21 protein-coding genes are annotated in these 22,675 nt (G+C 63.3%); 11 read left to right on the forward strand and 10 right to left on the reverse strand.

The features are described 5' to 3' along the window. Positions 1 to 128 precede the first annotated feature (128 nt). Positions 129 to 893: a TOBE domain-containing protein gene (locus B9A31_RS19590; protein WP_084297280.1), complete on the reverse strand. Its 765-nt coding sequence runs from the start codon at positions 891 to 893 to the stop codon at positions 129 to 131. A gap of 59 nt (positions 894 to 952) precedes the next feature. Then, positions 953 to 1,684 carry a ComF family protein gene (locus B9A31_RS19595; protein ID WP_025754042.1) on the reverse strand — a complete coding sequence of 244 codons (732 nt, stop codon included), beginning with the start codon at positions 1,682 to 1,684 and terminating at the stop codon, positions 953 to 955. Positions 1,685 to 1,773: 89 nt separating this feature from the next. On the opposite strand from B9A31_RS19595, the gene bioB reads away from it, so the two are divergent. The 9 genes from bioB (at position 1,774) to B9A31_RS19640 (ending at position 12,114) form a co-directional block, all read left to right on the forward strand. Continuing rightward, entirely contained in the window at positions 1,774 to 2,832 is a 1,059-nt protein-coding gene (gene bioB / locus B9A31_RS19600; protein ID WP_016714563.1) for a biotin synthase BioB, read from the forward strand. A gap of 1 nt (position 2,833) precedes the next feature. Further along, positions 2,834 to 4,006 carry an 8-amino-7-oxononanoate synthase gene (gene bioF / locus B9A31_RS19605; protein ID WP_019097162.1) on the forward strand — a complete coding sequence of 391 codons (1,173 nt, stop codon included), beginning with the start codon at positions 2,834 to 2,836 and terminating at the stop codon, positions 4,004 to 4,006. Beyond that, positions 3,999 to 4,730 carry an alpha/beta fold hydrolase gene (locus tag B9A31_RS19610; protein ID WP_019097161.1) on the forward strand — a complete coding sequence of 244 codons (732 nt, stop codon included), beginning with the start codon at positions 3,999 to 4,001 and terminating at the stop codon, positions 4,728 to 4,730. The genes bioF and B9A31_RS19610 overlap by 8 nt, the downstream gene beginning before the upstream one ends. Beyond that, positions 4,723 to 5,541 (forward strand): malonyl-ACP O-methyltransferase BioC, encoded by an 819-nt coding sequence (gene bioC / locus B9A31_RS19615; RefSeq protein ID WP_019097160.1) that lies wholly within the window; start codon positions 4,723 to 4,725, stop codon positions 5,539 to 5,541. The genes B9A31_RS19610 and bioC overlap by 8 nt, the downstream gene beginning before the upstream one ends. Positions 5,542 to 5,551: 10 nt before the next feature. After that, on the forward strand, positions 5,552 to 6,232 hold the full coding sequence (gene bioD, locus B9A31_RS19620; protein ID WP_019097159.1) for a dethiobiotin synthase: 681 nt from the start codon (positions 5,552 to 5,554) through the stop codon (positions 6,230 to 6,232). Positions 6,233 to 6,378: 146 nt separating this feature from the next. Next, positions 6,379 to 6,675 (forward strand): hypothetical protein, encoded by a 297-nt coding sequence (locus B9A31_RS19625; protein WP_019097158.1) that lies wholly within the window; start codon positions 6,379 to 6,381, stop codon positions 6,673 to 6,675. Between the two features lie 289 nt (positions 6,676 to 6,964). Then, entirely contained in the window at positions 6,965 to 8,770 is a 1,806-nt protein-coding gene (locus tag B9A31_RS19630; protein WP_019097157.1) for a phenylacyl-CoA dehydrogenase, read from the forward strand. Positions 8,771 to 8,927: 157 nt separating this feature from the next. Continuing rightward, a complete protein-coding gene (locus tag B9A31_RS19635) occupies positions 8,928 to 10,211 on the forward strand; it encodes a GGDEF domain-containing protein (RefSeq protein ID WP_019097156.1) in 1,284 nt (427 codons plus the stop codon). Positions 10,212 to 10,335: 124 nt separating this feature from the next. After that, positions 10,336 to 12,114, forward strand: a complete 1,779-nt coding sequence (locus B9A31_RS19640) for an acyl-CoA dehydrogenase C-terminal domain-containing protein (protein WP_019097155.1) — start codon at positions 10,336 to 10,338, stop codon at positions 12,112 to 12,114. Between the two features lie 280 nt (positions 12,115 to 12,394). On the opposite strand, the gene B9A31_RS19645 is transcribed toward B9A31_RS19640, so the two are convergent. Then, positions 12,395 to 13,318, reverse strand: coding sequence for a LysR family transcriptional regulator (locus B9A31_RS19645; RefSeq protein ID WP_012270171.1), 924 nt, complete (start codon positions 13,316 to 13,318; stop codon positions 12,395 to 12,397). A gap of 210 nt (positions 13,319 to 13,528) precedes the next feature. Here B9A31_RS19645 and B9A31_RS19650 point away from each other — a divergent pair, with 210 nt between their 5' ends. Both B9A31_RS19650 and B9A31_RS19655 read left to right on the forward strand, forming a co-directional pair. Beyond that, positions 13,529 to 14,809, forward strand: a complete 1,281-nt coding sequence (locus B9A31_RS19650) for an aspartate aminotransferase family protein (RefSeq protein ID WP_084297281.1) — start codon at positions 13,529 to 13,531, stop codon at positions 14,807 to 14,809. A 152-nt stretch (positions 14,810 to 14,961) separates the two neighbouring features. After that, positions 14,962 to 15,120, forward strand: a complete 159-nt coding sequence (locus B9A31_RS19655; protein WP_009681539.1) for a YqaE/Pmp3 family membrane protein — start codon at positions 14,962 to 14,964, stop codon at positions 15,118 to 15,120. Between the two features lie 33 nt (positions 15,121 to 15,153). Here the strand turns inward: B9A31_RS19655 and B9A31_RS19660 are convergent, their stop codons facing one another. The 7 genes from B9A31_RS19660 to pqqF form a co-directional block, all read right to left on the reverse strand. Further along, positions 15,154 to 16,977 carry a S9 family peptidase gene (locus tag B9A31_RS19660; RefSeq protein WP_084297282.1) on the reverse strand — a complete coding sequence of 608 codons (1,824 nt, stop codon included), beginning with the start codon at positions 16,975 to 16,977 and terminating at the stop codon, positions 15,154 to 15,156. Beyond that, complete coding sequence (pqqE, locus tag B9A31_RS19665; protein ID WP_019097152.1) at positions 16,943 to 18,103, reverse strand: pyrroloquinoline quinone biosynthesis protein PqqE; 1,161 nt, start codon at positions 18,101 to 18,103, stop codon at positions 16,943 to 16,945. The genes B9A31_RS19660 and pqqE overlap by 35 nt, the downstream gene beginning before the upstream one ends. Next, the gene (gene pqqD, locus B9A31_RS19670; protein WP_003255595.1) at positions 18,075 to 18,350 is read right to left on the reverse strand and encodes a pyrroloquinoline quinone biosynthesis peptide chaperone PqqD; all 276 of its coding nucleotides are present in this window, start codon (positions 18,348 to 18,350) and stop codon (positions 18,075 to 18,077) included. Before pqqD ends, pqqE begins: the two co-directional genes overlap by 29 nt. Continuing rightward, the gene (gene pqqC / locus B9A31_RS19675; protein ID WP_019097151.1) at positions 18,347 to 19,102 is read right to left on the reverse strand and encodes a pyrroloquinoline-quinone synthase PqqC; all 756 of its coding nucleotides are present in this window, start codon (positions 19,100 to 19,102) and stop codon (positions 18,347 to 18,349) included. The genes pqqD and pqqC overlap by 4 nt, the downstream gene beginning before the upstream one ends. Positions 19,103 to 19,111: 9 nt before the next feature. Beyond that, positions 19,112 to 20,023, reverse strand: coding sequence for a pyrroloquinoline quinone biosynthesis protein PqqB (pqqB, locus tag B9A31_RS19680; protein ID WP_019097150.1), 912 nt, complete (start codon positions 20,021 to 20,023; stop codon positions 19,112 to 19,114). 79 nt (positions 20,024 to 20,102) lie between these two features. Next, positions 20,103 to 20,174: a pyrroloquinoline quinone precursor peptide PqqA gene (gene pqqA / locus B9A31_RS19685; protein ID WP_003243383.1), complete on the reverse strand. Its 72-nt coding sequence runs from the start codon at positions 20,172 to 20,174 to the stop codon at positions 20,103 to 20,105. A gap of 171 nt (positions 20,175 to 20,345) precedes the next feature. After that, positions 20,346 to 22,634, reverse strand: coding sequence for a pyrroloquinoline quinone biosynthesis protein PqqF (pqqF, locus tag B9A31_RS19690; protein WP_084297283.1), 2,289 nt, complete (start codon positions 22,632 to 22,634; stop codon positions 20,346 to 20,348). Between the last annotated feature and the right edge of the window lie 41 nt (positions 22,635 to 22,675).

The raw sequence follows: 22,675 nt of genomic DNA on the forward strand, positions 1-22,675 counted from the left end.
AGCGCGTTCCGCCTGCGCCGGCCTCTTCGCGGCTATAGCCGCTCCCACAGGTTTTGTGCAAATGCCTCAGGCGGCGCAGTTTTTGTGGGAGCGGGCTCACCCGCGAACCGCGCTGAAGCGCGGCCAGGCTATGCAGGAACCCCGATCAGCACATAGGACGGATGAAACTGCGCCCGTACCGAACTACCAGCTGCCACCGATTGCCCGGCCAACCAATCCGCCTCGGCAATGGCGCACAGCGTCTGCCCGTTGCCCAGCGCCAGCCGGACCTCACCAGGCCCATCATCCTCGCTCAGCACGTCTTCCACCGTTGCGCTCAAGCAATTGCTGCCCGCTTCGACCTCTTCCCCCTCCGCCAACAACCGCACCCACCCAGCCTTGAGCAGCGCCACCACCATCGTCCCCAGTGTCAACTCCAGCCGCGCGGTACTGTCGTGCGTGATCAGCGCATCAATTTCCAGCCCACCGCCCAATGCCAGGCTGACACGGTCATACCGGCCTTCACGGCGCAGGCCGCTGACCTGGCCTTGCAGCTGGTTGCGTGCACTGGTGCGCAGCATCAGGCGGCCGAGCAGGTCGAGGTCGCTGGACTCTTCGGCGGCCTCGAGGATTTGCGCCTGCAAGGCCTGCAGCCGCTGATACAGGCGCAGCACCCGCTCGCCTTCCGGCGACAAACGCGCACCGCCACCGCCACGGCCACCTGTGCTGCGCTCCACCAAGGGCTGGCTGGCCAGGTTGTTGAGCTCATCAATGGCATCCCAGGCTGCCTTGTAGCTGATGCCCGCAGCCTTGGCGGCGCGGGTTATCGAGCCTTGCTCGGCAATGTGCTGCAGCAGCGCAATGCGCTGGGGGCGGCGGGCGATGTGCTGGGTAAGCAAAGTAGGCAGCGGCATGAGCATTGAGTCGTTGTAGGTGAAGGGCCTGAAGGTGGATTGTGTAGGACTGTGCAGTGTCATGCATACCCCGGCTTGGGCGTGCGCGCCAGGCAATACACATCCACACGCTGCGCGCCGGCCTTGCGCAGCACTTCGGCAATGGCCTGCACGGTGGCACTGGTGGTTACCACATCATCGACAATGGCGACATGCTTGCCTGTCAAATCGCCCGTGACCGCAAACGCCTGACGTAAATTGCGCTGCCGTGCCTTGGCGTCCAGCTGTTGTTGTGCAGGCGTCTCGCGCGTGCGCACCAATAACCGCTCGTCGCAAACCAGTCCAAGTTGCGAAGCCAACCAGCGCCCAAGCATCCCCGCCTGGTTGAACCCTCGTTCGCGCAGTCGACGCCTGGCCAAGGGAACGGGCAACAGCAGGTCAGGGCGGGCTAACCCTTCGGCAAAGCGGTGCAGCAGCCCATGCCCCAGCAATTCAGCCATCAACCGCCCCAAGGGCCACTGTCGGTTGTGCTTGAAGCGGCTGACCAGCGTATCGACCGGAAAGCCGAATTGCCAAAGCGCAAACACCTGGTCGAAGGCCGGCAGGCGGCGACAGCACTGAGCGCAGGTCAGGCCCGCCATGGGCAGCGGCAGGGCGCAGCGCAGGCAATGATCACCTAGCCAAGGTAATTCCTGCTCGCAGGCAATACACAGGGGGTAGGCCTGCTCGGCAGGTTCATCACACAACAAACACGATTGATTAATAAATGAGCATTTGTAAACCAGTGTTTTCCAGTATGGTTGACAGTTCATAGGCCTTCCATGAGTATGCGAGCTATCCGTGATGCGCTGGCGGGCTTTCCTGTCCCGGCGCCAGCTACAGCCTAAACAAGGAAACGCCGATGAGCGCCAGCACAACTGCAACAACACGTCACGACTGGTCCCTGGCCGAGGTCAAGGCGCTGTTCCAGCAACCGTTCAATGACCTGTTGTTCCAGGCGCAGACCGTGCACCGCGCGCATTTCGACCCGAACCGCGTACAGGTTTCGACCCTGCTGTCGATCAAGACCGGCGCCTGCCCGGAAGACTGCAAATATTGTCCGCAGTCCGGCCACTACAACACCGGGCTGGAAAAACAGAAGCTGATGGAAGTGCAGAAGGTGCTGGAAGAGGCCGCGCGCGCCAAAGCCATCGGCTCCACCCGTTTCTGCATGGGCGCGGCGTGGAAGCACCCGTCGGCCAAAGACATGCCCTATGTGCTGGAGATGGTCAAAGGTGTGAAGGCCATGGGCCTGGAAACCTGCATGACCCTCGGCAAACTCGACCAGGAGCAAACCGTGGCCTTGGCCCAGGCGGGCCTGGACTACTACAACCACAACCTCGACACCTCGCCGGAGTTCTACGGCAGCATCATCACCACCCGCACCTACAGCGAGCGCCTGCAAACCCTGGCCTACGTGCGAGATGCTGGTATGAAGATCTGCTCTGGCGGCATCCTGGGCATGGGGGAGTCGCTGGACGACCGCGCCGGCCTGCTGATCCAGTTGGCCAACCTGCCCGAGCACCCGGAGTCGGTGCCGATCAACATGCTGGTCAAGGTGGCCGGCACGCCGCTGGCCGAGGAAGAGGATGTGGACCCGTTCGACTTCATCCGCATGCTGGCCGTGGCCCGCTTGCTGATGCCCAAGTCGCACGTGCGCCTGTCCGCCGGCCGCGAGCAAATGAACGAGCAGATGCAGGCCTTGGCTTTCATGGCTGGCGCCAACTCGATCTTCTACGGCGAAAAACTGCTGACCACCGCCAACCCGCAGGCCGACAAGGACATGCAACTGTTCGCGCGCCTGGGTATCAAGCCCGAAGCGCGTGAAGAGCACGCCGACGAAGTGCACCAGGCGGCCATCGAGCAGGCGTTGGTCGAACAGCGCAGCAGCGAGATGTTCTACAACGCTGCATCGGCCTGACATGGCCTTCGACCTGGCGGCGCGCCTGGCCGAACGGCGCGCTGCAGACCTGTATCGGCAGCGTCCACTGCTGGAAAGCCCGCAGGGGCCGGAAGTGGTGGTCGACGGCCAGCGCTTGCTGGCTTTCTGCAGCAATGACTACCTGGGCCTGGCCAACCACCCTGAAGTGATCGCCGCCTGGCAGACCGGCGCCAAGCGCTGGGGTGTGGGCGGCGGCGCTTCGCACCTGGTGGTCGGCCACAGCACGCCGCACCATCAGGTTGAAGAGGCGTTGGCCGAACTGACCGGGCGCCCGCGTGCGCTGCTGTTCTCCACCGGCTACATGGCCAACCTGGGTGCTATCACCGCATTGGTGGGGCAGGGCGATACCGTGCTGCAGGACCGCTTGAATCACGCGTCCCTGTTGGATGGCGGGTTGCTCAGTGGCGCCCGCTTCAACCGCTACCTGCACAACGACCCGGCCAGCCTGGCCAGCCGCCTGGACAAGGCAGTCGGCAATACCCTGGTGGTGACCGATGGCGTGTTCAGCATGGACGGCGACCTGGCCGACCTGCCGGCTCTGGCCGATGTCGCCCGGGCGCGTGGTGCCTGGCTGATGGTCGACGATGCCCATGGTCTGGGTACCTTGGGTACGCAGGGGGGCGGTATCGTCGAGCACTTCGGCCTGGGCGTGGAGGACGTGCCGGTGCTGATCGGCACGCTGGGTAAGGCCTGCGGTACTGCCGGTGCCTTTGTTGCCGGCAGCGAAGAGCTGATCGAAGCGCTGGTGCAATTCGCCCGCCCCTACATCTACACCACCAGCCAGCCACCCGCACTTGCCTGTGCCACGCTAAAGAGCCTGGAGTTGCTGCGCCGCGAAACCTGGCGGCGTGAGCATCTGACTGCGTTGATTCGCCAGTTCCGCGAAGGCGCGCAGCAGATCGGGCTGCAACTGATGGACAGCCCAACGCCGATCCAGCCCATCGTGATCGGCGACAGCGCACAGGCCCTGCGCCTGTCGCGCATGCTGCGCGAGCGCGGCTTGCTGGTGACTGCCATACGCCCACCCACCGTGCCTGCAGGCAGTGCGCGCCTGCGGGTGACCCTGAGCGCCGCGCACAGCAAAGCGCAGGTGCAGCTATTGTTGAATGCATTGGCCGAGTGTTATCCACAGTTGGAGAACGCCGATGCGTAATCGCCTTGTACTGCTGCCCGGCTGGGGCCTGGGCACTGCTTCACTGGAGCCGCTGGCCGCCAGCCTGCGCGCGCAGGACGCCCGCCTGCAGGTGGAGTTGATGCCCTTGCCGGAACTGGCCGACAGCGATGTTCAGGCCTGGGTCGACCACCTGGATCGCAAGCTGCCGAACGACGTGTGGCTGGGCGGCTGGTCGCTCGGCGGCATGCTGGCCAGCGCCTTGGCACACAAGCGCGGTGACCATTGCTGTGGCCTGCTGACCTTGGCCAGCAACCCCAGCTTCGTGGCCCGCCCGGACTGGCCCCATGGCATGGCCGAAGACACCTTCGGCACCTTCCTCGATGGCTGCCGCAGCCATACCCAGGTCACGCTCAAGCGCTTCCGCACGCTGTGCAGCGATGGCGCCCAGCAACCGCGCACGTTGCTGCGGCAACTGGGTGTCGGCGTGCCGGATACCGACCCGCTGTACCTGGCCACAGGCCTTGAAGTGCTGGCCAGGCTTGATACCCGTGAAGCCCTGCAGGCCTACGCCGGCCCGCAGTTGCACCTGTTTGCCGGTAGCGATGCACTGGTGCCGTCAGAGGCGGCAAAAGCGTTGAGCGAGTTGTTGCCCGATGTGGAAGTGGGCCTGGTCGAAGACAGTTCCCACGCATTCCTGCTGGAGTATCCGCAGGAGCTGGCGGCGGGCATCAAGAGTTTTCTGCATGAGAGTGGCGATGACTGACCTTTCCCGTCCGACTTTACCCGGCGCGCTGCCCGACAAGCGCCAGGTGGCCGCTTCGTTCTCCCGCGCTGCCGCCAGCTACGACAGCGTGGCAGCCTTGCAGCGCGCTGTAGGTTTAAGCCTGCTGGAGCAGTTGCCGACTGGCCTGCAGCCGTCGCGCTGGCTGGACCTGGGCAGCGGCACTGGCCATTTCAGCCGTATCCTGGCGCAGCGTTTTACCCTGGCCAGCGGCGTGGCGGTGGATATCGCCGAAGGCATGCTGCGCCATGCCCGTCATGAACAGGGTGGGGCGCAGTATCACGTGGCAGGTGATGCCGAGCGTTTACCGCTGCGTGACGGCAGTGTCGACCTGGTGTTTTCCAGCCTGGCTGTGCAGTGGTGCGGCCAGTTCGCCAGCGTGCTGGCAGAGGCCTCGCGTGTGCTGCGCCCCGGCGGTGTGCTGGCCTTCAGCAGCCTGTGCGTGGGCACCCTCGACGAGCTGCGAACCAGTTGGCAGGCAGTGGATGGCCTGGTGCATGTGAACCGCTTCCGCCGTTTTGAGGATTATCAGCGCCTGTGTGCTGGCAGCGGGCTGGAACAGCTTCAATTGCAGCGTTGCCCGCACGTGCTGCACTACCCGGATGTACGAAGCCTGACCCATGAACTCAAGGCGTTGGGGGCACACAACCTGAACCCCGGGCGACCTTCCGGGCTTACCGGTCGGGCGCGCATGCAGGGCCTGTTGCACGCCTATGAGGCATTTCGCCAGCCTGCGGGGCTGCCAGCCACCTATCAAGTGGTCTATGGTGTGTTGCGCAAGCCACAGGCGTAAGGGGAGCACGATGAGCCAGGCCTATTTCATCGCCGGTACCGATACCGATGTCGGCAAGACCACCATCGCCGCCGGGCTGTTGCATGCGGCGCGGTTGCAGGGCATGAGCACGCTGGGCGCCAAGCCGGTGGCCTCGGGCTGCACGATGACGCCGAAAGGGTTGCGCAACAGTGATGCCCAGGCGCTGATCGATGAAAGTACGATCAAGTTGCCGTATGAGCAGGTCAACCCGTTCGCCTTCGAGCCGGCGATTGCGCCGCATGTCGCGGCGCGCGAGGCGGGGGTGACGCTGGCCGTGCCGGCGCTGTTGGCAGCGATGCGCAATGTGCTGCAACAAAATGCCGATTTCACGTTGGTTGAAGGTGCGGGTGGCTGGCGTGTGCCGTTGTCGGGGTTGGAGAACCTTTCGGACCTTGCCGTTGCCCTTAAATTGCCAGTGATACTGGTTGTGGGCGTTCGCTTGGGTTGTATCAGCCATGCCTTGCTCAGCGCCGAGGCGATTGAGCGTGACGGGCTGCAGTTGGCCGGGTGGGTAGCGAACATCATCGAGCCGCGTACTTCGCGGCTGGAAGAAAACCTGGCCAGCCTGGCCGAGCGCCTGCCGGCGCCTTGCCTGGGGCGGGTACCCAAACTCAAGCAGGCCAGTGCCGATATGGTGGCTGAACACCTGCAACTGGATCTTCTGGATTAGTGGCTTCCTGGCCTGACGGTTTGGCGTGTAGGAATACCCAAGGCCTATCAGCTGGCACCAGGCCATTAGGGATTTAAACGGGCCTTTTCACGGCAGGCCTGCTTTAATTGAGCCTGTTCGTCATCCAGCGTCAATGGAGTCCTGACATGGAAATCACCGGTAGCTCCGCCTACTACGCGGGCCTGAGCGCAATCCAGACCGGCCAGAACCGCGTCGATCAGGCCGCCGGCCAGATCGCCAACACCACCGCCGAACGTACCGCCACCAGCCAGTCCAGCGACTTTCAGGCTGAGCGTTTGCGCGCGGTCGACCGCAGCCAGCAGATGGACCTGGCCACCAGCACCGTGCAGATGGCCTTGGGCAAAACCGAAGTCGGGCTTGGCGCAAAGGTGGCCAAGGCATCCGACGAAATGCTCGGCCGGATTATCGACACTTACGCCTGACAGTTCGCCCCTTCGAATTTAACCCAGCCCCTGTGGGAGCGGGCGTGCCCGCGAAAGCGTCAGGTCAGGCACCTCAATGGCCTGATCGGACGCTTTCGCGGGCACGCCCGCTCCCACAGGAGCATTGTTTTCTCTAGGTTTGGCGTATTTGCCATTTTTCGTGGCGTAAATGGCACCATAGTCCATCCTTGACAGAACGCGGTGCTAAACGTAAGTTTCAAACAACTGTTTGATAAGACGGCCGCCAAGAGCTGGTCACCCCACAGAACTGACTCAGAGGTTCATCGCAATGCCTGATTACAAAGCCCCCTTGCGTGATATCCGCTTCGTTCGCGACGAGCTGCTTGGCTATGAGGCGCACTATCAGAGCCTGCCGGGCTGCCAGGACGCCACGCCTGACATGGTCGACGCGATCCTCGAAGAAGGCGCGAAGTTCTGTGAGCAGGTGCTTTCGCCGCTGAACCGTGTGGGTGACCAGGAAGGCTGCACCTGGAGCGAATCGGGCGTTAAGACCCCGACTGGCTTCAAGGCAGCCTACGAACAGTTCGTCGAAGGCGGCTGGCCGAGCCTGGCCCATGACGTCGAGCACGGCGGCCAGGGCCTGCCAGAGTCGCTGGGCCTGGCCCTGAGTGAAATGGTCGGTGGTTCGAACTGGTCGTGGGGCATGTACCCAGGCCTGTCCCATGGTGCGATGAACACCATCTCTGCGCACGGCACCCCCGAGCAGCAGCACACTTACCTGACCAAGCTGGTGTCCGGCGAGTGGACCGGCACCATGTGCCTGACCGAGCCACACTGCGGCACCGACCTGGGCATGCTGCGCACCAAGGCCGAGCCACAGGCTGACGGCAGCTACAAGGTGTCGGGTACCAAAATCTTCATTTCGGCCGGTGAACACGACATGGCCGACAACATCGTCCATATCGTCCTGGCCCGCCTGCCGGACGCACCGGCCGGTACCAAGGGTATTTCGCTGTTCATCGTGCCGAAGTTCCTGCCTAACGCCGAGGGCGGTGTGGGTGAGCGCAACGGCGTGAGCTGCGGCTCCATCGAACACAAGATGGGCATCCACGGTAATGCTACCTGCGTGATGAACTTCGATGCGGCCACCGGTTACCTGATCGGCCCGGCGAACAAAGGCCTGAACTGCATGTTCACCTTCATGAATACCGCTCGCCTGGGTACCGCGCTGCAAGGCCTGGCCCACGCCGAAGTGGCGTTCCAGGGTGGCCTGAAGTACGCCCGTGAGCGCCTGCAGATGCGCTCCCTGACTGGCCCGAAAGCGCCGGACAAGGCTGCTGACCCGATCATCGTCCACCCGGACGTGCGCCGCATGCTGCTGACCATGAAGGCCTTCGCCGAAGGCAACCGCGCGATGGTGTACTTCACGGCCAAGCAGGTGGACATCGTCAAGTACAGCCAGGACGAAGAAGAGCGCAAGAAGGCCGATGCCCTGCTGGCGTTCCTGACCCCGATTGCTAAGGCGTTCATGACCGAAGTCGGCTTCGAGGCCGCCAACCATGGTGTGCAGATCTACGGCGGCCACGGCTTTATCGCCGAGTGGGGCATGGAGCAGAACGTACGCGACAGCCGTATCTCCATGCTGTACGAAGGCACCACCGGCATTCAGGCGCTGGACCTGCTCGGCCGTAAAGTGCTGATGACCCAGGGCGAAGCACTGAAGGGCTTCACCAAGATCGTGCACAAGTTCTGCCAGGCGCAGGAAGGTAACGAAGCGGTCAAGGAGTTCGTCGAGCCGCTGGCGGCAATCAACAAAGAGTGGGGCGAGCTGACCATGAAAGTGGGCATGGCCGCCATGAAGGACCGCGAAGAGGTGGGTGCGGCCTCGGTCGATTACCTGATGTATTCCGGCTATGCCTGCCTGGCCTACTTCTGGGCCGACATCGCCCGCCTGGCGGCCGAAAAACTGGCAGCCGGCACCAGCGAAGAGGCGTTCTACACCGCCAAGCTGCAAACGGCGCGTTTCTACTTCCAGCGCATCCTGCCGCGCACCCGTACCCATGTGGCGACCATGCTGTCGGGTGCCAACAACCTGATGGCGATGGACGAAGAAAACTTCGGCCTGTCGTACTGATCCTACCGCTGTACACGGAACCCGCCTGCCCTCACCGGCAGGCGGGTTTTTCGCATCTGGGGCCAATTGACCCAACGGCAAATTCAACTGTTCATGTGCACTGCCGATGAACTAAGGGCACAATGCCACTATTGATCTGCCGGGTTGGAGATTACCCTTGTTTCGTCTTAATGCTGTTCGCGCAAGCCACTTCCTGCCTTCGCTGTTCTTGTTGCTGGCAGGGCTCGCCGCAGCCTATGTGAGAGACCTCAGCGTCTTTTTCACATCGCTGTTCAATGTCTTGCCTACTTTGGTTCTGCTGCTGGGCGGCGCCTACTGCGCCGTGTATCGCCGGCAACGTGAGCTGTTCCTGATGCTTACGGTGTACATCGCCTACTTTCTGCTCGACACCCAGACCGACTTCTACCGTGACCATGGCCGCGTGCGCGAGGACGCGGCGGTAATCTTCCACCTGGTGTGCCTGTTGCTGCCCACGCTGTTCGGCTTGTATGGCGCCTGGCAGGAACGTACCCACTTGCTGCAGGACCTGGTTGCCCGCGGCGCTGTGCTGTTTGCCGTGGGCAGCGTGGCGGTGGCCCTCGAACAAAGTTACCCCGAAGCCCTCTTGAGCTGGTTGGCGGAAATCCGCTGGCCAGCCTTGCATGGCCAGTGGATGAGCCTGATCCAGATGGTTTACCCACTGTTCCTCGTAGTGTTCATCCTGCTGGTAGTGCAATACCTGCGTGCCCCCAGGCCGCTGCATGCTGCGCAGTTGACCGGCCTGCTGGGCATTTTCTGGATGCTGCCGCAAACGTTCATCCTGCCGTTCACCCTTAACATCATGTGCAGCCAGGTGATGTTGATGATCGCCGCAGCGGTAGCGCACGAGGCCTACCAGATGGCCTTCCGCGACGAGCTGACCGGTCTGCCGGGGCGCCGCGCGCTGAACGAGCGCATGCAGCGCCTGGGGCGCAACTATGTGATCGCCATGACCGACGTGGACCACTTCAAGAAATTCAACGATACCCATGGCCACGACGTGGGTGACCAGGTGTTGCGCCTGGTGGCCAGCCGTTTGTCCAAGGTGACTGGCGGCGGCCGGGCCTACCGATATGGCGGCGAGGAGTTCGCCCTGGTGTTCGCGGGCAAGACAGCCGAGGAGTGCGTGCCCCACGTGGAAGCGGTGCGTGAGGTGATCGCCAACTATGTGATGCACCTGCGCGATCAGTACAACCGCCCGCAGGACGATACGGCCGGGCGCCAGCGCCGGGCGGGCAGCAGTGGCGGCACGGTGTCGGTCACCATCAGTATCGGCGTGGCCGAGCGCCAGGCCGATCATCGCAACCCCGAAGCGGTGCTGAAATCCGCCGACCAGGCGCTGTACAGCGCCAAAGGCGCGGGACGCAATTGTGTCATGGTGCATGGGCAACAATCGCAGCGAGGGGCCGTACGCACCGCGTGACCATGCAATACTGTATGGTCAATTGATGACCCTATGTCTCGTAAAAGTTGTTCGGTTACACTGCCAGTAACCCCTGTGTCGCGGTTCCCCGAGACCGCCCCGACCCGACTAGCGAGAGGTTGTCATGGCTGACTATAAAGCGCCCCTGCGCGACATGCGCTTCGTACTGAATGAAGTCTTCAACGTGGCCGAGCAGTGGGCGCAGTTGCCCGGGCTGGCTGACGTTGTCGATGCCGACACCGCTCTGGCCGTGCTGGAGGAAGCCGGCAAGGTCACCGCCAAGTCCATCGCGCCGCTCAGCCGTGCCGCAGATGAAGAAGGTTGCCACTGGGACAACGGCGCTGTGCGCACCCCCGCCGGTTTCATCGAGGCCTACAACACCTACGCCGAAGGCGGTTGGGTCGGCGTGGGTGGCGACCCGCTGTTCGGAGGCATGGGCATGCCCAAGGCCATCTCGGCCCAGGTCGAGGAAATGGTCAACGCCTCCAGCCTGGCCTTTGGCTTGTACCCGATGCTGACCGCCGGTGCCTGCCTGTCGATCAACGCCCACGCCAGCGAAGCGCTGAAGGAAAAGTACCTGCCGAACATGTATGCCGGCGTATGGGCCGGTTCCATGTGCCTGACCGAGCCGCACGCCGGGACCGACCTGGGCATCATCCGTACCAAGGCCGAGCCCCAGGCCGATGGCAGCTACAAGGTCAGCGGCACCAAGATCTTCATCACCGGTGGCGAGCACGACCTGACCGAGAACATCATCCACCTGGTGCTGGCCAAGCTGCCGGACGCACCGGCGGGGCCGAAAGGTATTTCGCTGTTCCTGGTGCCCAAATTCCTCGTCAACGAAGATGGCAGCCTCGGTGCACGCAACCCGGCCACTTGCGGTTCGATCGAACACAAGATGGGCATCCAGGCCTCGGCTACCTGCGTGATGAACTTCGACGAAGCAGTCGGCTATATCGTCGGTGAGCCGAACAAGGGCCTGGCGGCCATGTTCACCATGATGAACTACGAGCGCCTGGGTGTTGGTATACAGGGCCTGGCCTCGGCCGAGCGCTCCTACCAGAACGCCGTGGAATACGCCCGCGACCGCCTGCAGAGCCGTGCCCCTACTGGCCCGCAGGCCAAGGACAAGGCCGCCGACCCGATCATCGTCCACCCGGACGTGCGCCGCATGCTGCTGACCATGAAAGCGCTGATCGAGGGCGGCCGCGCCTTCTCCACCTACGTAGCCATGCAACTGGACAGTGCCAAGTACAGCGAAGATGCCAGTGTGCGCAAACGCAGCGAAGAGCTGGTGGCGCTGCTCACGCCGGTGGCCAAGGCCTTCCTCACCGACCTGGGGCTGGAGTGCGCGGTGCATGGTCAGCAGGTGTTCGGCGGGCATGGCTACATTCGCGAATGGGGGCAGGAGCAGTTGGTGCGTGATGTGCGCATCACACAGATCTACGAAGGCACCAACGGCATCCAGGCCCTCGACCTGATGGGGCGCAAGGTGGTGGCCAGTGGTGGCGCGTACTACCGGTTGTTCTCCGACGAGATCCGCCAGTTCATTGCCAGCGCAGGTGGCGAGCTGGACGAATTTGCCAAGCCGTTGGCGGCCAGCCTCGACCAGCTCGACGGGCTGACTGAGTGGGTGCTGGAAAAGGCCAAGGGCAACCCGAATGAAATCGGCGCGGCTTCGGTCGAGTACCTGCATGCGTTTGGTTATGTGGCCTACGGCTATATGTGGGCACTGATGGCACGGGCGGCCAAGGCGGGTGAGGGCGACGAGGCGTTCTACTTGGGCAAGCTGGGTACGGCGCGGTTCTACTTTGCGCGGTTGCTGCCAAGGGTGGATTCGCTGGTGGCGTCGGTGAAGGCGGGCAGTGAATCGCTGTACCTGCTGGATGCCGAGCAGTTCTGACGTATTTAGGGGCCGCGCGGCGGCCCCGATTTTCGGTATGTCTGGGAATGAATCCCCTTTGTAAGCTTTTTCCTACACGACGTGGTGACTTTTCACCACTGTTCTCAGATTGGATCCACGGTTAATCTTTACCCCATGGACGTTGCGCAGGAAGCGCAAAGGACAGATCAAGGAAGACGACGAAGGACCACCTGCCAGGATGGCGGGGCGATACGGATGTCACAGGGAAACAGTCTGGAAAACCCCGCTTCGGCGGGGTTTTCTTTGTGTGCGTGTTTTTTCAGGCCAGCACATCCAGCGGTGATGCGCCCAACAGGCGGGCGTCCGTCTCTTCTTCCAGCAGCGTGCGCAGTAGCTCCACAGAGGCCTGCTGGCGCTGGGCATCGCGGAACACCAAGCCAACCTTCAGCGGCACCCGTGGCTCGCTCAATGGTTTCCACAACAGCCCCTGATCATCTTCGGCGGCCTCCTTGGCCCGCCCCGGCAGGATGGTTGCCAGCGCCGTGTGCGCCAGGCTGTCGAGAATACCCGCCATGTTGTTCATCTCAGCCTGAACCTGCGGTCGACGGCCCTGGCTGGCCAGTTGCGCCTGCCAGATCTGACGGATCTGGAATTCTTCGCCCAGCATCAGCATGGGCAATTCGGCAGCCTGGCGGATAGACACCTTCTTGAAATCCTTCAGCGGGTGAGTATCTGGGATGACCAACTGCAGCTCGTCTTCATACAGCAGCAGGCCATGCAACCCGGGCTGGCGCGGTGGCAGGTAGCTGATGCCGATGTCCAGGCTGCCGTTGAGCAGGCGCCGTTCGATCTCCAGCCCCGACAACTCGTAGATCTGCACGACAAGGTGCGGCTGTGCCTTGCGTAGCCGTTCGAGCAGCTGTGGCACCAGGCTCGGTCGCACGGTCTGCAGCACGCCGATGGCCAGGGTGCGTAACGACTGGCCCTTGAAGTTGCGCATGGCTTCGTGGGCGCGCTGTAGGCCGTCAAGCAAGGGCAAGGCATGGTTGTACAGGGTATGGGCAGCCAAGGTGGGCAACAGGCGCTTGTTGCTGCGCTCGAACAGGCTCAAATCAAGGCTGTGCTCCAGTTGCCGGATCTGCTGGGAGAGTGCCGGCTGGGACAGCGACAGGCGTTCTGCAGCGCGGCCCACGTGGCCTTCTTCATACACCGCGACGAAATAACGCAGTTGGCGGAAATCCATAAGTAACACTTATCGAAAATGCTGGAAAAACGAAATGGTCGAAAACCCTTGCGAAGCCTAGTCTATCGCCGTATTCCAACGGGTTACAGCGATGAATCGTTCGATTGTTACCCCGGATGAAAAACACTTTTGATAGGAAAGGCAAAATATCGAGTGGCGGCACCATGACCGCACCGTTGCCGCCCCTTACCGTGATTGGTTGGAGCCCTGATGAACCTGTTCAACCTGCGCCGCTCGGCCCCTGTCGCTGCCGCTGAGCCCAAGCGTGCGCCGGTGATCGTGCCGCAAGCCGATGAGCTGTCGCGTGATCGCCTGATGCCCAGCGCCGAGCGCGCAGCGCAGGTGTTCGTGCGCGGCCAAGGCTCCTGGTTGTGGGACAGTGAAGGGCATGCCTACCTGGACTTCACCCAAGGCGGCGCGGTCAACAGCCTGGGCCACAGCCCCAGCGTGCTGGTGAAAGCGCTGAGTAACCAGGCCCAGGCGTTGATCAACCCGGGGTCGGGTTTCCATAGCCGTGGCTTGCTGGGGTTGGTGAACCGCTTGTGTCAGAGCACTGGCAGCGACCAGGCCTACCTGCTCAACAGTGGTGCCGAGGCCTGCGAAGGCGCGATCAAGCTGGCGCGCAAGTGGGGCCAACTGCACCGCAACGGCGCCTATCACATCATCACGGCCAGCCAGGCCTGTCACGGTCGCAGCCTGGGTGCTCTGTCGGCGTCCGACCCGCTGCCATGCAACCGCTGCGAGCCTGGGCTGCCGGGGTTCAGCAAGGTGCCGTTCAATGACCTGGCGGCACTGCACGCCGAGGTGGATTCACGCACCGTGGCGATTATGCTCGAGCCGATCCAGGGCGAGGCGGGCGTGATTCCGGCAACCCAGGAATACCTCAAGGGTGTGGAAACGCTCTGCCGCGAACTAGGCATCCTGCTGATCCTCGATGAGGTGCAGACCGGTATTGGCCGCTGTGGTGCGCTGCTGGCCGAGGAAACCTACGGCGTGCGTGCCGACATTATCACCCTGGGCAAGGGCTTGGGCGGTGGGGTGCCACTGGCCGCCTTGCTGGCTCGGGGTACGGCGTGCTGCGCCGAGCCTGGCGAACTGGAAGGCAGCCACCACGGCAATGCACTGATGTGCGCTGCCGGCCTGGCGGTGCTGGACACCGTGCTGGAGCCTGACTTTTTCACGCAAGTGCAGGACAACGGCCGTCACCTGCGTGAAGGCCTGAGCCGGCTGGCCGGGCGCTATGGCCAGGGCGAAGTGCGTGGGCAAGGCCTGCTGTGGGCATTGCAACTCAAAGAAAACCTGGCCCGTGAACTGGTGGCTGCGGCGCTGCACGAAGGCCTGCTGCTCAATGCGCCACAAGCGGATGTGGTGCGTTTTTCACCTGCGCTGACCGTGAGCAAGGGCAACATCGACGAAATGCTGCTACGCCTGGCACGCGCTTTTGCCCGCCTTCATGCCCAGCAGCAGGCCCGCCGCGAAGTGCCGGCCTGACTGTGTAGCAACACTGAGAATTCAACGAACCGTCTGGCGTTCCTGCGCATCGCCCCTGGCCTGTTTCATTCGGCCCGGGGCGTTTTTTTTGCCTGTGGAACCTCTGCGTAGAGCGGCTAGTCTGTGAGATAACCCCTTCAGGAGAGACTTGCATGGACTTTATTCGCATCATCATCGCCATCATCCTGCCGCCGCTTGGCGTGTTCTTGCAGGTGGGGTTTGGCGGGGCGTTCTGGCTGAATATTCTGCTGACCTTGCTGGGCTACATTCCGGGGATCGTGCATGCGGTGTACATCATCGCCAAACGGTGAGGTTTTCCGGGGCCGCCAAGCGGCCCCGGTATTTCAACCTTTCAACACCCGGCAATAGAACTTCCACTCTTCTTCCAGCGCATGCGCCAGGTTCTCTGCCTTGCGGAACCCATGCCGTTCCCCCGCATAGAAGTGCCCCTCGGCCTCAATCCCGTTAGCCTGCAGCGCCGCCAGCATCGACCGCGTCTGTTCCGGCACCACCACCGCGTCCAGCTCACCCTGGAAGAAAATCACCGGCACCTTGATCTGCCCCGCATGCAGCAGCGGCGTGCGCTGGCGGTAGCGCTCGGCATCCTGTTGCGGATCGCCGATCAGCCAGTCCAGATAATCGCCCTCAAACTTGTGCGTGGCCCGGCCCAGGGCAACCGGGTCGCTGACCCCGTACAGGCTGGCACCGGCGCGGAACACGTCGTGGAAGGCCAAGGCACAGAGGGTGGTGTAGCCACCCGCGCTGCCGCCACGGATGAACGCCTTGCGTTTGTCGACCAGGCCCTGAGCCGCCAGGTACTCGACCGCCGCGCAGGCATCGGCCACATCGCTTTCGCCCCAGCGCAGGTGCAATGCCTGGCGGTATTCCCGGCCATAGCCGGTGCTGCCCCGGTAATTCAGGTCGGCCACGGCAAAGCCGCGCTGGGTCCAGTACTGGATGCGAGGCTCGAGCACCGGATAACAGGCCGAGGTCGGCCCGCCGTGGATGAACACCACCAGCGGCGTGGCGCCTTGTGAGTGCGCTGCGGGGTAGAAGAATCCGTGGGCCCGCTCGCCGTCACTGCCATAGTGAATCGACTGCGGCAGGCTGATTTGCCCTGCCGGCAGTATCTCGGCCCCCCCGGCAAGCACACGTACTTCGTGGTTACTGCGGTCGATGGCAATCACTGCAGGCGGGCTGATGGGCGAGGCGGCAATGGCATAAAGGTGATCGCTGTCCATGGCCAGGCTGCGAAAGCGCGTGTAGGCACTGGCGAAGCGCTCCATACGTCCATCGGTGTTACGCAGCCCCAGTTGCCCGAAGCCGTCTTTGAACCAACTCGCCAGATAGCTTTGCGGCCCCAGTGCCAGCCAGGTGCAGGTACCCAATTGCCAGGGCGCAGCAGCATGGTCCGCAGTCTCGGCAGGCAACGCCTGCCAGTGGCCATCGACCTCGCCCCAGGGCTGCCAGAAGCCATTGCGGTCGGACAGGCCGTAGAGTCGGCCTTCGGCATCGAAACGCGGTTGTTGCAGCGATTCATCATCGCTTGCCACGCATTGCACGGGGCCCCAGTGGCCACTGCTGTCGCGTGAGCGGCACATCAATCGGGTGATAGTCCAGGGCTGTGCCGGCCGGTCCCATTCGATCCATGCCAGGCGCATGCCATCTGCACTCACTGTGGGTGAGGCGTAGAAATCGGCGCCCTCGGCGAGCACCACCCGGTCGCTCTCACTCAACGCGACAAGCCGATGCTCCACCTGCTCGGCATGGCGTTCCTCGACGGCCAGCACCTGGCTATCGTGCCACTGCACATCGCCGTAGCGGCAGCTGGCATCCTGGGTCAGCGCACGCGGTTGCGAATCGTCCAGCGGCTGGGTGTAGACCTGCTGGTCCTTTTCGTTGACGAACACCAGCCCGTCGCCACCCAGGCAGAAGCTACCACCGCCGTACTCGTAGACCCGGCTGCGCACGCTGAAGCCATCCGGCGTCAGGCAGCGGGCCTGGTGGTACAGCCAGTGCCAGATACGGCAAGCACCATCGGCCGGGCGAAACTCGATCCAGAACAGCCCGTCGGCACTGGCTTTGAGTTCGGCGAAGTCGGTGCCGGCGGCAACGGCCTGGGCTGCGCTGAATTCAGCCACGGGCGATGACACGGGAGTTTCGTTCATTGCGGAAGGTCATCTGTTCAATGGCGAGCTGGGCGCTTTCTGCCTCCTCGCGGGCCTTGAGGATGATGCGGTGGTCGGCCGACTTGGCACACACCGGGTCGGCGTTGCTGGCATCACCGGTCAGCATGAAGGCCTGGCAGCGACAGCCGCCGAAGTCCTTTTCTTTTTCGTCACAGGAGCGGCACGGTTCGCGCATCCACTCGTAACCACGGAAGCGGTTGAAGCCAAACGACTCATACCAGATGTGGTGCAGGTCGTGGTCGCGGACATTGGGGAACTGCACCGGCAGCTGGCGGGCGCCGTGGCAGGGCAGCGCGGTGCCGTCCGGGGTAATGGTGAGGAACAGGTTGCCCCACCCATTCATGCAGGCCTTGGGACGCTCTTCGTAGTAGTCCGGGGTGACGAAGATCAGCTTGCACGGGTTGCCCTCGGCCTTGAGTTTGTCCCGGTATTCGTTGGTGATGCGCTCGGCCCGCTCAAGCTGCGCACGGGTCGGCAGCAGGCCCAGACGGTTGAGGTGCGCCCAACCGTAGAACTGGCAGGTGGCAAGCTCGACGAAGTCTGCTTCCAGGGCGATGCACAGCTCGATGATGCGGTCGATCTTGTCGATGTTGTGCCGATGGGTAACGAAGTTGAGCACCATCGGGTAGCCGTGGGCCTTCACGGCGCGGGCCATCTCCAGCTTTTGCGCAAAGGCCTTCTTAGAACCGGCCAGCAGGTTGTTCACCTGCTCGTCGCTGGCCTGGAAGCTGATCTGGATATGGTCCAGGCCGGCCTTCTTGAAGTCAGCGATACGCGCTTCGGTCAGGCCGATGCCCGAGGTGATCAGGTTGGTGTAGTAACCCAGCCGGCGGGCTTCGCCGATCAGCTCAGCCAGGTCCTGGCGAACTAGCGGTTCACCGCCGGAAAAGCCGATTTGCGCCGCGCCCATCTCCCGCGCCTCGGCCATGACCTTGAACCACTGCTCGGTGCTCAGCTCCTGGCCCTGGGCGGCAAAGTCCAGCGGGTTGGAGCAGTACGGGCATTGCAGCGGGCAGCGGTAGGTGAGTTCGGCCAGCAACCACAGCGGCAGGCCGACCTGCGGCGTGGGCGGCAACTCAGGCGAGGACGATCCAGTGTTCGGCACGGGCCACCTCCATGAACTGCTCGATGTCGTCGGCCACTTCCGGGACATCGGGGAATTGCTGTTCGAGTTCGCTGATGATGGCGGCCACGTCACGTTGGCCGTCGATCAAGCCGCCAATCAGGCTGGCGCTGTCGTTGAGCTTGATCATGCCTTCGGGGTACAGCAGCACATGGCCTTTCTGCGCCGGTTCGTACTGGAAGCGGTAGCCGGGGCGCCAGTTTGGCACCTGATTGCGGTCGAAACTCATAGGGTGATCCCCTTGTGCCACACCCGTTCCTGGGTGACGGAATGATAGGGCGGGCGGTTCAGCTCGTAGGCCATGCTCATGGCGTCGAGCATGCTCCAGAGGATATCCAGCTTGAACTGCAGGATCTCCAGCATACGCTCCTGGGCCGCGCGGGTGGTGTAGTGCTGCAGGGTAATCGCCAAGCCGTGCTCTACGTCACGACGAGCCTGGCCCAGGCGGGTGCGGAAGTATTCGTAGCCGGCCGGGTCGATCCACGGGTAGTGCTGTGGCCAGCTGTCCAGGCGCGACTGGTGGATTTGCGGGGCGAACAACTCGGTCAGCGAGCTGCTGGCCGCTTCCTGCCAGCTGGCGCGGCGGGCGAAGTTGACATAGGCATCGACGGCAAAACGTACGCCGGGCAGCACCAGCTCTTGCGAACGCAGCTGGTCCGGGTCCAGGCCGACAGCCTGGCCCAGGCGCAACCAAGCTTCGATGCCGCCGTCCTCGCCGGGCGCGCCGTCGTGGTCGAGCAGGCGCTGGATCCACTCGCGACGTACTTCGCGGTCCGGGCAGTTGGCCAGGATCGCGGCATCCTTCATCGGGATGTTGACCTGGTAATAGAAGCGGTTGGCTACCCAACCCTGGATCTGCTCACGGGTGGCGCGGCCCTGGTACATCGCCACGTGGTACGGGTGATGAATGTGGTAATAGGCGCCCTTGGCGCGCAGGGCCTGCTCGAATTCGGCAGGGGACATTGGCAATGCGTCGCTCATCAGGGCTCCTTACAACTCAATGCTCATTCCGTCGAAGGCAACTTCGACACCGCGGCGCTGGACTTCGGCGCGCTCCGGGGAGTCTTCATCGAGGATCGGGTTTGTGTTGTTGATGTGAATAAGCACTTTGCGCTGACGCGGGAAAGCGTCCAGCACTTCGAGCATGCCGCCCGGGCCGTTCTGCGCCAGGTGGCCCATTTCGCGGCCCGTGCGAGTACCCACGCCACGGCGTTGCATCTCATCGTCTTCCCACAGCGTGCCGTCGACCAGCAGGCAGTCGGCGCCGTGCATCATCGCCAGCAGCTTGTCGTCCACCTGGCCCAGGCCTGGGGCGTAGAACAGCTTGCCGCCGGTGCGGGTGTCTTCGACCAGCAGGCCCAGGTTGTCGCCCGGGTGCGGGTCGAAGCGGTGCGGCGAATAAGGCGGTGCGGCGCTGCGCAGGGGGAATGGGGTGAACTTGAGGTTTGGGCAGGCCTCGATAACGAAGCTACCTTCCAGCTCGATGCGGTTCCACTGCAGGCCACCGTTCCAGTGGCTGAGCATGTTGAACAACGGGAAGCCGGTGGTGAGGTCCTGGTGGACCATGTCGGTGCACCACACCTGGTGCGGGCAGCCTTCACGCAGGCTGAGCAGGCCTGTGGTGTGGTCGATCTGGCTGTCCAGCAGCACGATGGCGTTGATGCCGGTGTCGCGCAGGGCCCGGGCTGGCTGCATCGGCGCGAAGGCCTGGAGCTGGGCGCGGATGTCGGGCGAGGCATTGCACAGCACCCAGTGTACGCCGTCGTCGGACAGGGCGATGGACGACTGGGTGCGCGCGGTGGCCCGCAGGGTGCCGTCACGAAAGCCCTTGCAGTTGATGCAGTTGCAGTTCCACTGCGGGAACCCGCCACCGGCGGCGGAGCCGAGAACCTGGATGTACATGGCCACTCTCTATGCAGAAAACCGGATCGGAAAAACGAAAACGCCCCGGCAGGCCGAGGCGTGGAACCCTAAGCCGGGCTTAGCGGTTAGCGAAGTACATGGTGACTTCGAAGCCGATACGCAGATCAGTGTATGCAGGTTTGGTCCACATGGGATTACTCCTTCCGGATGGGTTTGGGGTTGCTCAGTTACTACTTGGGTACCACCGCGCAAAGGCGGTTCCCGGAACTGGGATTGCGCTATCTTACAAGAAAAATTTGTACTGGAAGGTTAATTATTCGAAAAGTGCCGTTGCATGTTGCGTAACAATCACGGGCCTGGATCACTTCCACGTAGGGGTTGGCGCGGCAGCGTTGGCCAAACACAACCAGGAGGCGTCTGCATCGAGCAGGTTACCCAGCAGGTTGTCCAGATCCGTCTGCCGCGTGTTCAGAATAGCCCTGCGCAACGTATCCAGCCTGCCGGGTTGTGTAGCCAGGTGTGTCTGCCACGCCCATTCGGCGACATCGGCGTTGGCCATGGCCGGTTCATCGAATTGACTGGCCAGGGCTTGTTGGGTGCCTGGGTCAAGGGTGACACCCTTGTTGAGTAGCGTGAGCAGGTGGTCGAGGATCTGTGCCTGGTGGGTATGAGGCGATTGCACCCCGAACAGCAGGCCGCCGACCCCCTCTATCTGACGAAAGGTACTGAATACCGCATAGCCGAGTTGCAGTTCCACCCGCAGCCGCTGGTAAACCGGCCCTTGCAGCAGTTGCGCGAGCAGGCGGCCGCTGGCTTCGCTGGCGGCAGGTAGCGGGCAGAACAGCAGCATGGCGTGTTCGCTGCCCGGTACTTCGGCATGCTGCCAACGGCGTTTGGCCCAAGTGGGCAGGGGGCTAGGCAGCGAGCCGCGCCCCGGGCAGTGCTGTAGCGCAGTGCCCAGGGCGCTCAGGGCTGAATCGTCGAAGCCTGCGACCAGGCCGTGCCAGCGTGTGTGCTGCCACAGCTTGTCGAGTTGCTGCTGCTCCAGCGTACAGGCAGGGCCAGTTGGGGGCGGGGTGCCGAGCACCGCGTCGGGCAGTTGCTTGAGCAAGGCCCTGATGGGGATCAGCGCCGCTGTTGGCGTTGTGCAAGGCAACCAGCATCTGGCCGGGGGGGTGACCATCAACGCCAAGGCCTGCGTCACTGCCCGCAGCACCGCTGCCGGTAGCCCGGCGCAGCGTAACTGCCAGTATTCCCCGGCAGCCGTGAATTGCAGTTGTACCGAGGCGCGTTCACAGCGCTCCTGCAGTGGCGCCAGGGCCTGTTCGAGCACACCCTGCAAACGTTGGCGCAACGGTGAGGGTACGTGCCAGCGCAGGTAGAGCGCTGCGTATTGGCGGGCACCAGGGAGCTGCTCACTGACCCTCAGCGCTGCCGGTAGCGGTATGGCATTGGCCTGGGGCAGATCAGCCATCAGCAAGGGGTCGACCAAGGGCATGTGCCATTGGCCATACACGTTGCATGGCAGGCCTTGCAGCACGGCTTGAAGGGCCTGCAAACCGTGCGCATCCAACTGGGCAAACGGCTGCCCCGTGCTGTCACGGCGGGCCAGTTCAAGTGCACTGGCGCTGCGTTCGCGGCTGTGCTGCAACAGGCCGAATTCGCGGTTCAACAGCTCAAGGTCGGCCTGGCGGATGAAGCTGAACCAGCCGTGCAACAGGGCGCTGGCTTCGTCTGGGCAGGCGTCGGCGCTGAGCTTGAGGTCGAGGTGCCACAGCAACTGGCCGGCAAAGGCATACAGTGTTTCGGCCTTGAAACGTTGCAGCCAGCCACGCTCGCGAAGTGCACCCAGCCAGGTACCCGGGCGGCTGTCGCCGAGGCAGGCGATCAGCAGCTCCAGCGCTTGCTCGGCACCTGCCGGGAGGTTTTCGTGAGTGAAGGCCAGTGGTGTAGCCGTCGCCGACAATGGCGGCGGTTTGATTTGCGGCACATGCTTGCCTGTGGCGAACAGCGTCGCATGCTGCCGGCCAAATTGCTCCAGCTCATCCAGCGGCTGCGGCCCGCACAGGCTCAAGACGATCTGGCCGCCCTGGTAGAAGCGTTGGTGGAAGCCCGTCAGTGCTTGCTGAAAGGCAGGGGCCTGCAGGGCCAGGGTATACCGGTTGCCGGCATGAAATGCGCCCAGCGGATGGCCTTGCGACACCGACTGCAACAAGGCGAATTGCTGCTGGGCCTGCGGGTTGCGTGACCAGGCAATGAACTCGGCGTGGATCACTTCACGCTCGCGGCGTTGGCGCTCGATGCCCAGATCCGGTTCGGCCAGCATCTGGCAGAGGCGCTCAAGGCCCCCGGCCAACGCATTGGGCGGGACTTCGAAGAAAAAGTCGGTGGTGCGTTCCCGGGTGCTGGCGTTGACCTGGCCGCCCAGGGTCTGCACGTAACGCATCAGGCCGTCGTCCAGCGCAAAGCGTGGGGTGCCGAGGAAGAACAGGTGTTCGAGGAAGTGGGCCAGGCCCGGCCATTTGCCCGGTGCGTCGTGGCTGCCCGCATGCACCCGCAGTGCGGCGGCCGAACGTTTCAGGCGCGGGGCGTGGCGCAGTGTCAGTTGCAGGCAGTTGGCGAGAGTGAGGTGGCGGATGGCGTCAGGCATGGGGGCTCCGGTTGCTGCTGTCCATGCTAACCCATTTGTTT

It is taken from the genome of Pseudomonas sp. URIL14HWK12:I5 (assembly GCF_900176445.1).
GTDB lineage: Bacteria > Pseudomonadota > Gammaproteobacteria > Pseudomonadales > Pseudomonadaceae > Aquipseudomonas > Aquipseudomonas monteilii.

Excerpts from the sequence above, each read along its gene's own strand:
- B9A31_RS19590 (WP_084297280.1), bottom strand. The coding sequence starts at position 893 with ATGCCGCTGCCTACTTTGCTTACCCAGCACATCGCCCGCCGCCCCCAG.
- B9A31_RS19645 (WP_012270171.1), bottom strand. The coding sequence starts at position 13,318 with ATGGATTTCCGCCAACTGCGTTATTTCGTCGCGGTGTATGAAGAAGGC.
- pqqB (WP_019097150.1), bottom strand. The coding sequence starts at position 20,023 with ATGTACATCCAGGTTCTCGGCTCCGCCGCCGGTGGCGGGTTCCCGCAG.
- B9A31_RS19630 (WP_019097157.1), top strand. The coding sequence starts at position 6,965 with ATGCCTGATTACAAAGCCCCCTTGCGTGATATCCGCTTCGTTCGCGAC.
- bioF (WP_019097162.1), top strand. The coding sequence starts at position 2,834 with ATGGCCTTCGACCTGGCGGCGCGCCTGGCCGAACGGCGCGCTGCAGAC.
- bioD (WP_019097159.1), top strand. The coding sequence starts at position 5,552 with ATGAGCCAGGCCTATTTCATCGCCGGTACCGATACCGATGTCGGCAAG.
- pqqC (WP_019097151.1), bottom strand. The coding sequence starts at position 19,102 with ATGAGCGACGCATTGCCAATGTCCCCTGCCGAATTCGAGCAGGCCCTG.
- B9A31_RS19595 (WP_025754042.1), bottom strand. The coding sequence starts at position 1,684 with ATGAACTGTCAACCATACTGGAAAACACTGGTTTACAAATGCTCATTT.
- pqqF (WP_084297283.1), bottom strand. The coding sequence starts at position 22,634 with ATGCCTGACGCCATCCGCCACCTCACTCTCGCCAACTGCCTGCAACTG.
- B9A31_RS19625 (WP_019097158.1), top strand. The coding sequence starts at position 6,379 with ATGGAAATCACCGGTAGCTCCGCCTACTACGCGGGCCTGAGCGCAATC.
- B9A31_RS19650 (WP_084297281.1), top strand. The coding sequence starts at position 13,529 with ATGAACCTGTTCAACCTGCGCCGCTCGGCCCCTGTCGCTGCCGCTGAG.
- B9A31_RS19610 (WP_019097161.1), top strand. The coding sequence starts at position 3,999 with ATGCGTAATCGCCTTGTACTGCTGCCCGGCTGGGGCCTGGGCACTGCT.
- pqqD (WP_003255595.1), bottom strand. The coding sequence starts at position 18,350 with ATGAGTTTCGACCGCAATCAGGTGCCAAACTGGCGCCCCGGCTACCGC.
- bioB (WP_016714563.1), top strand. The coding sequence starts at position 1,774 with ATGAGCGCCAGCACAACTGCAACAACACGTCACGACTGGTCCCTGGCC.
- bioC (WP_019097160.1), top strand. The coding sequence starts at position 4,723 with ATGACTGACCTTTCCCGTCCGACTTTACCCGGCGCGCTGCCCGACAAG.
- B9A31_RS19640 (WP_019097155.1), top strand. The coding sequence starts at position 10,336 with ATGGCTGACTATAAAGCGCCCCTGCGCGACATGCGCTTCGTACTGAAT.
- B9A31_RS19655 (WP_009681539.1), top strand. The coding sequence starts at position 14,962 with ATGGACTTTATTCGCATCATCATCGCCATCATCCTGCCGCCGCTTGGC.
- B9A31_RS19660 (WP_084297282.1), bottom strand. The coding sequence starts at position 16,977 with ATGAACGAAACTCCCGTGTCATCGCCCGTGGCTGAATTCAGCGCAGCC.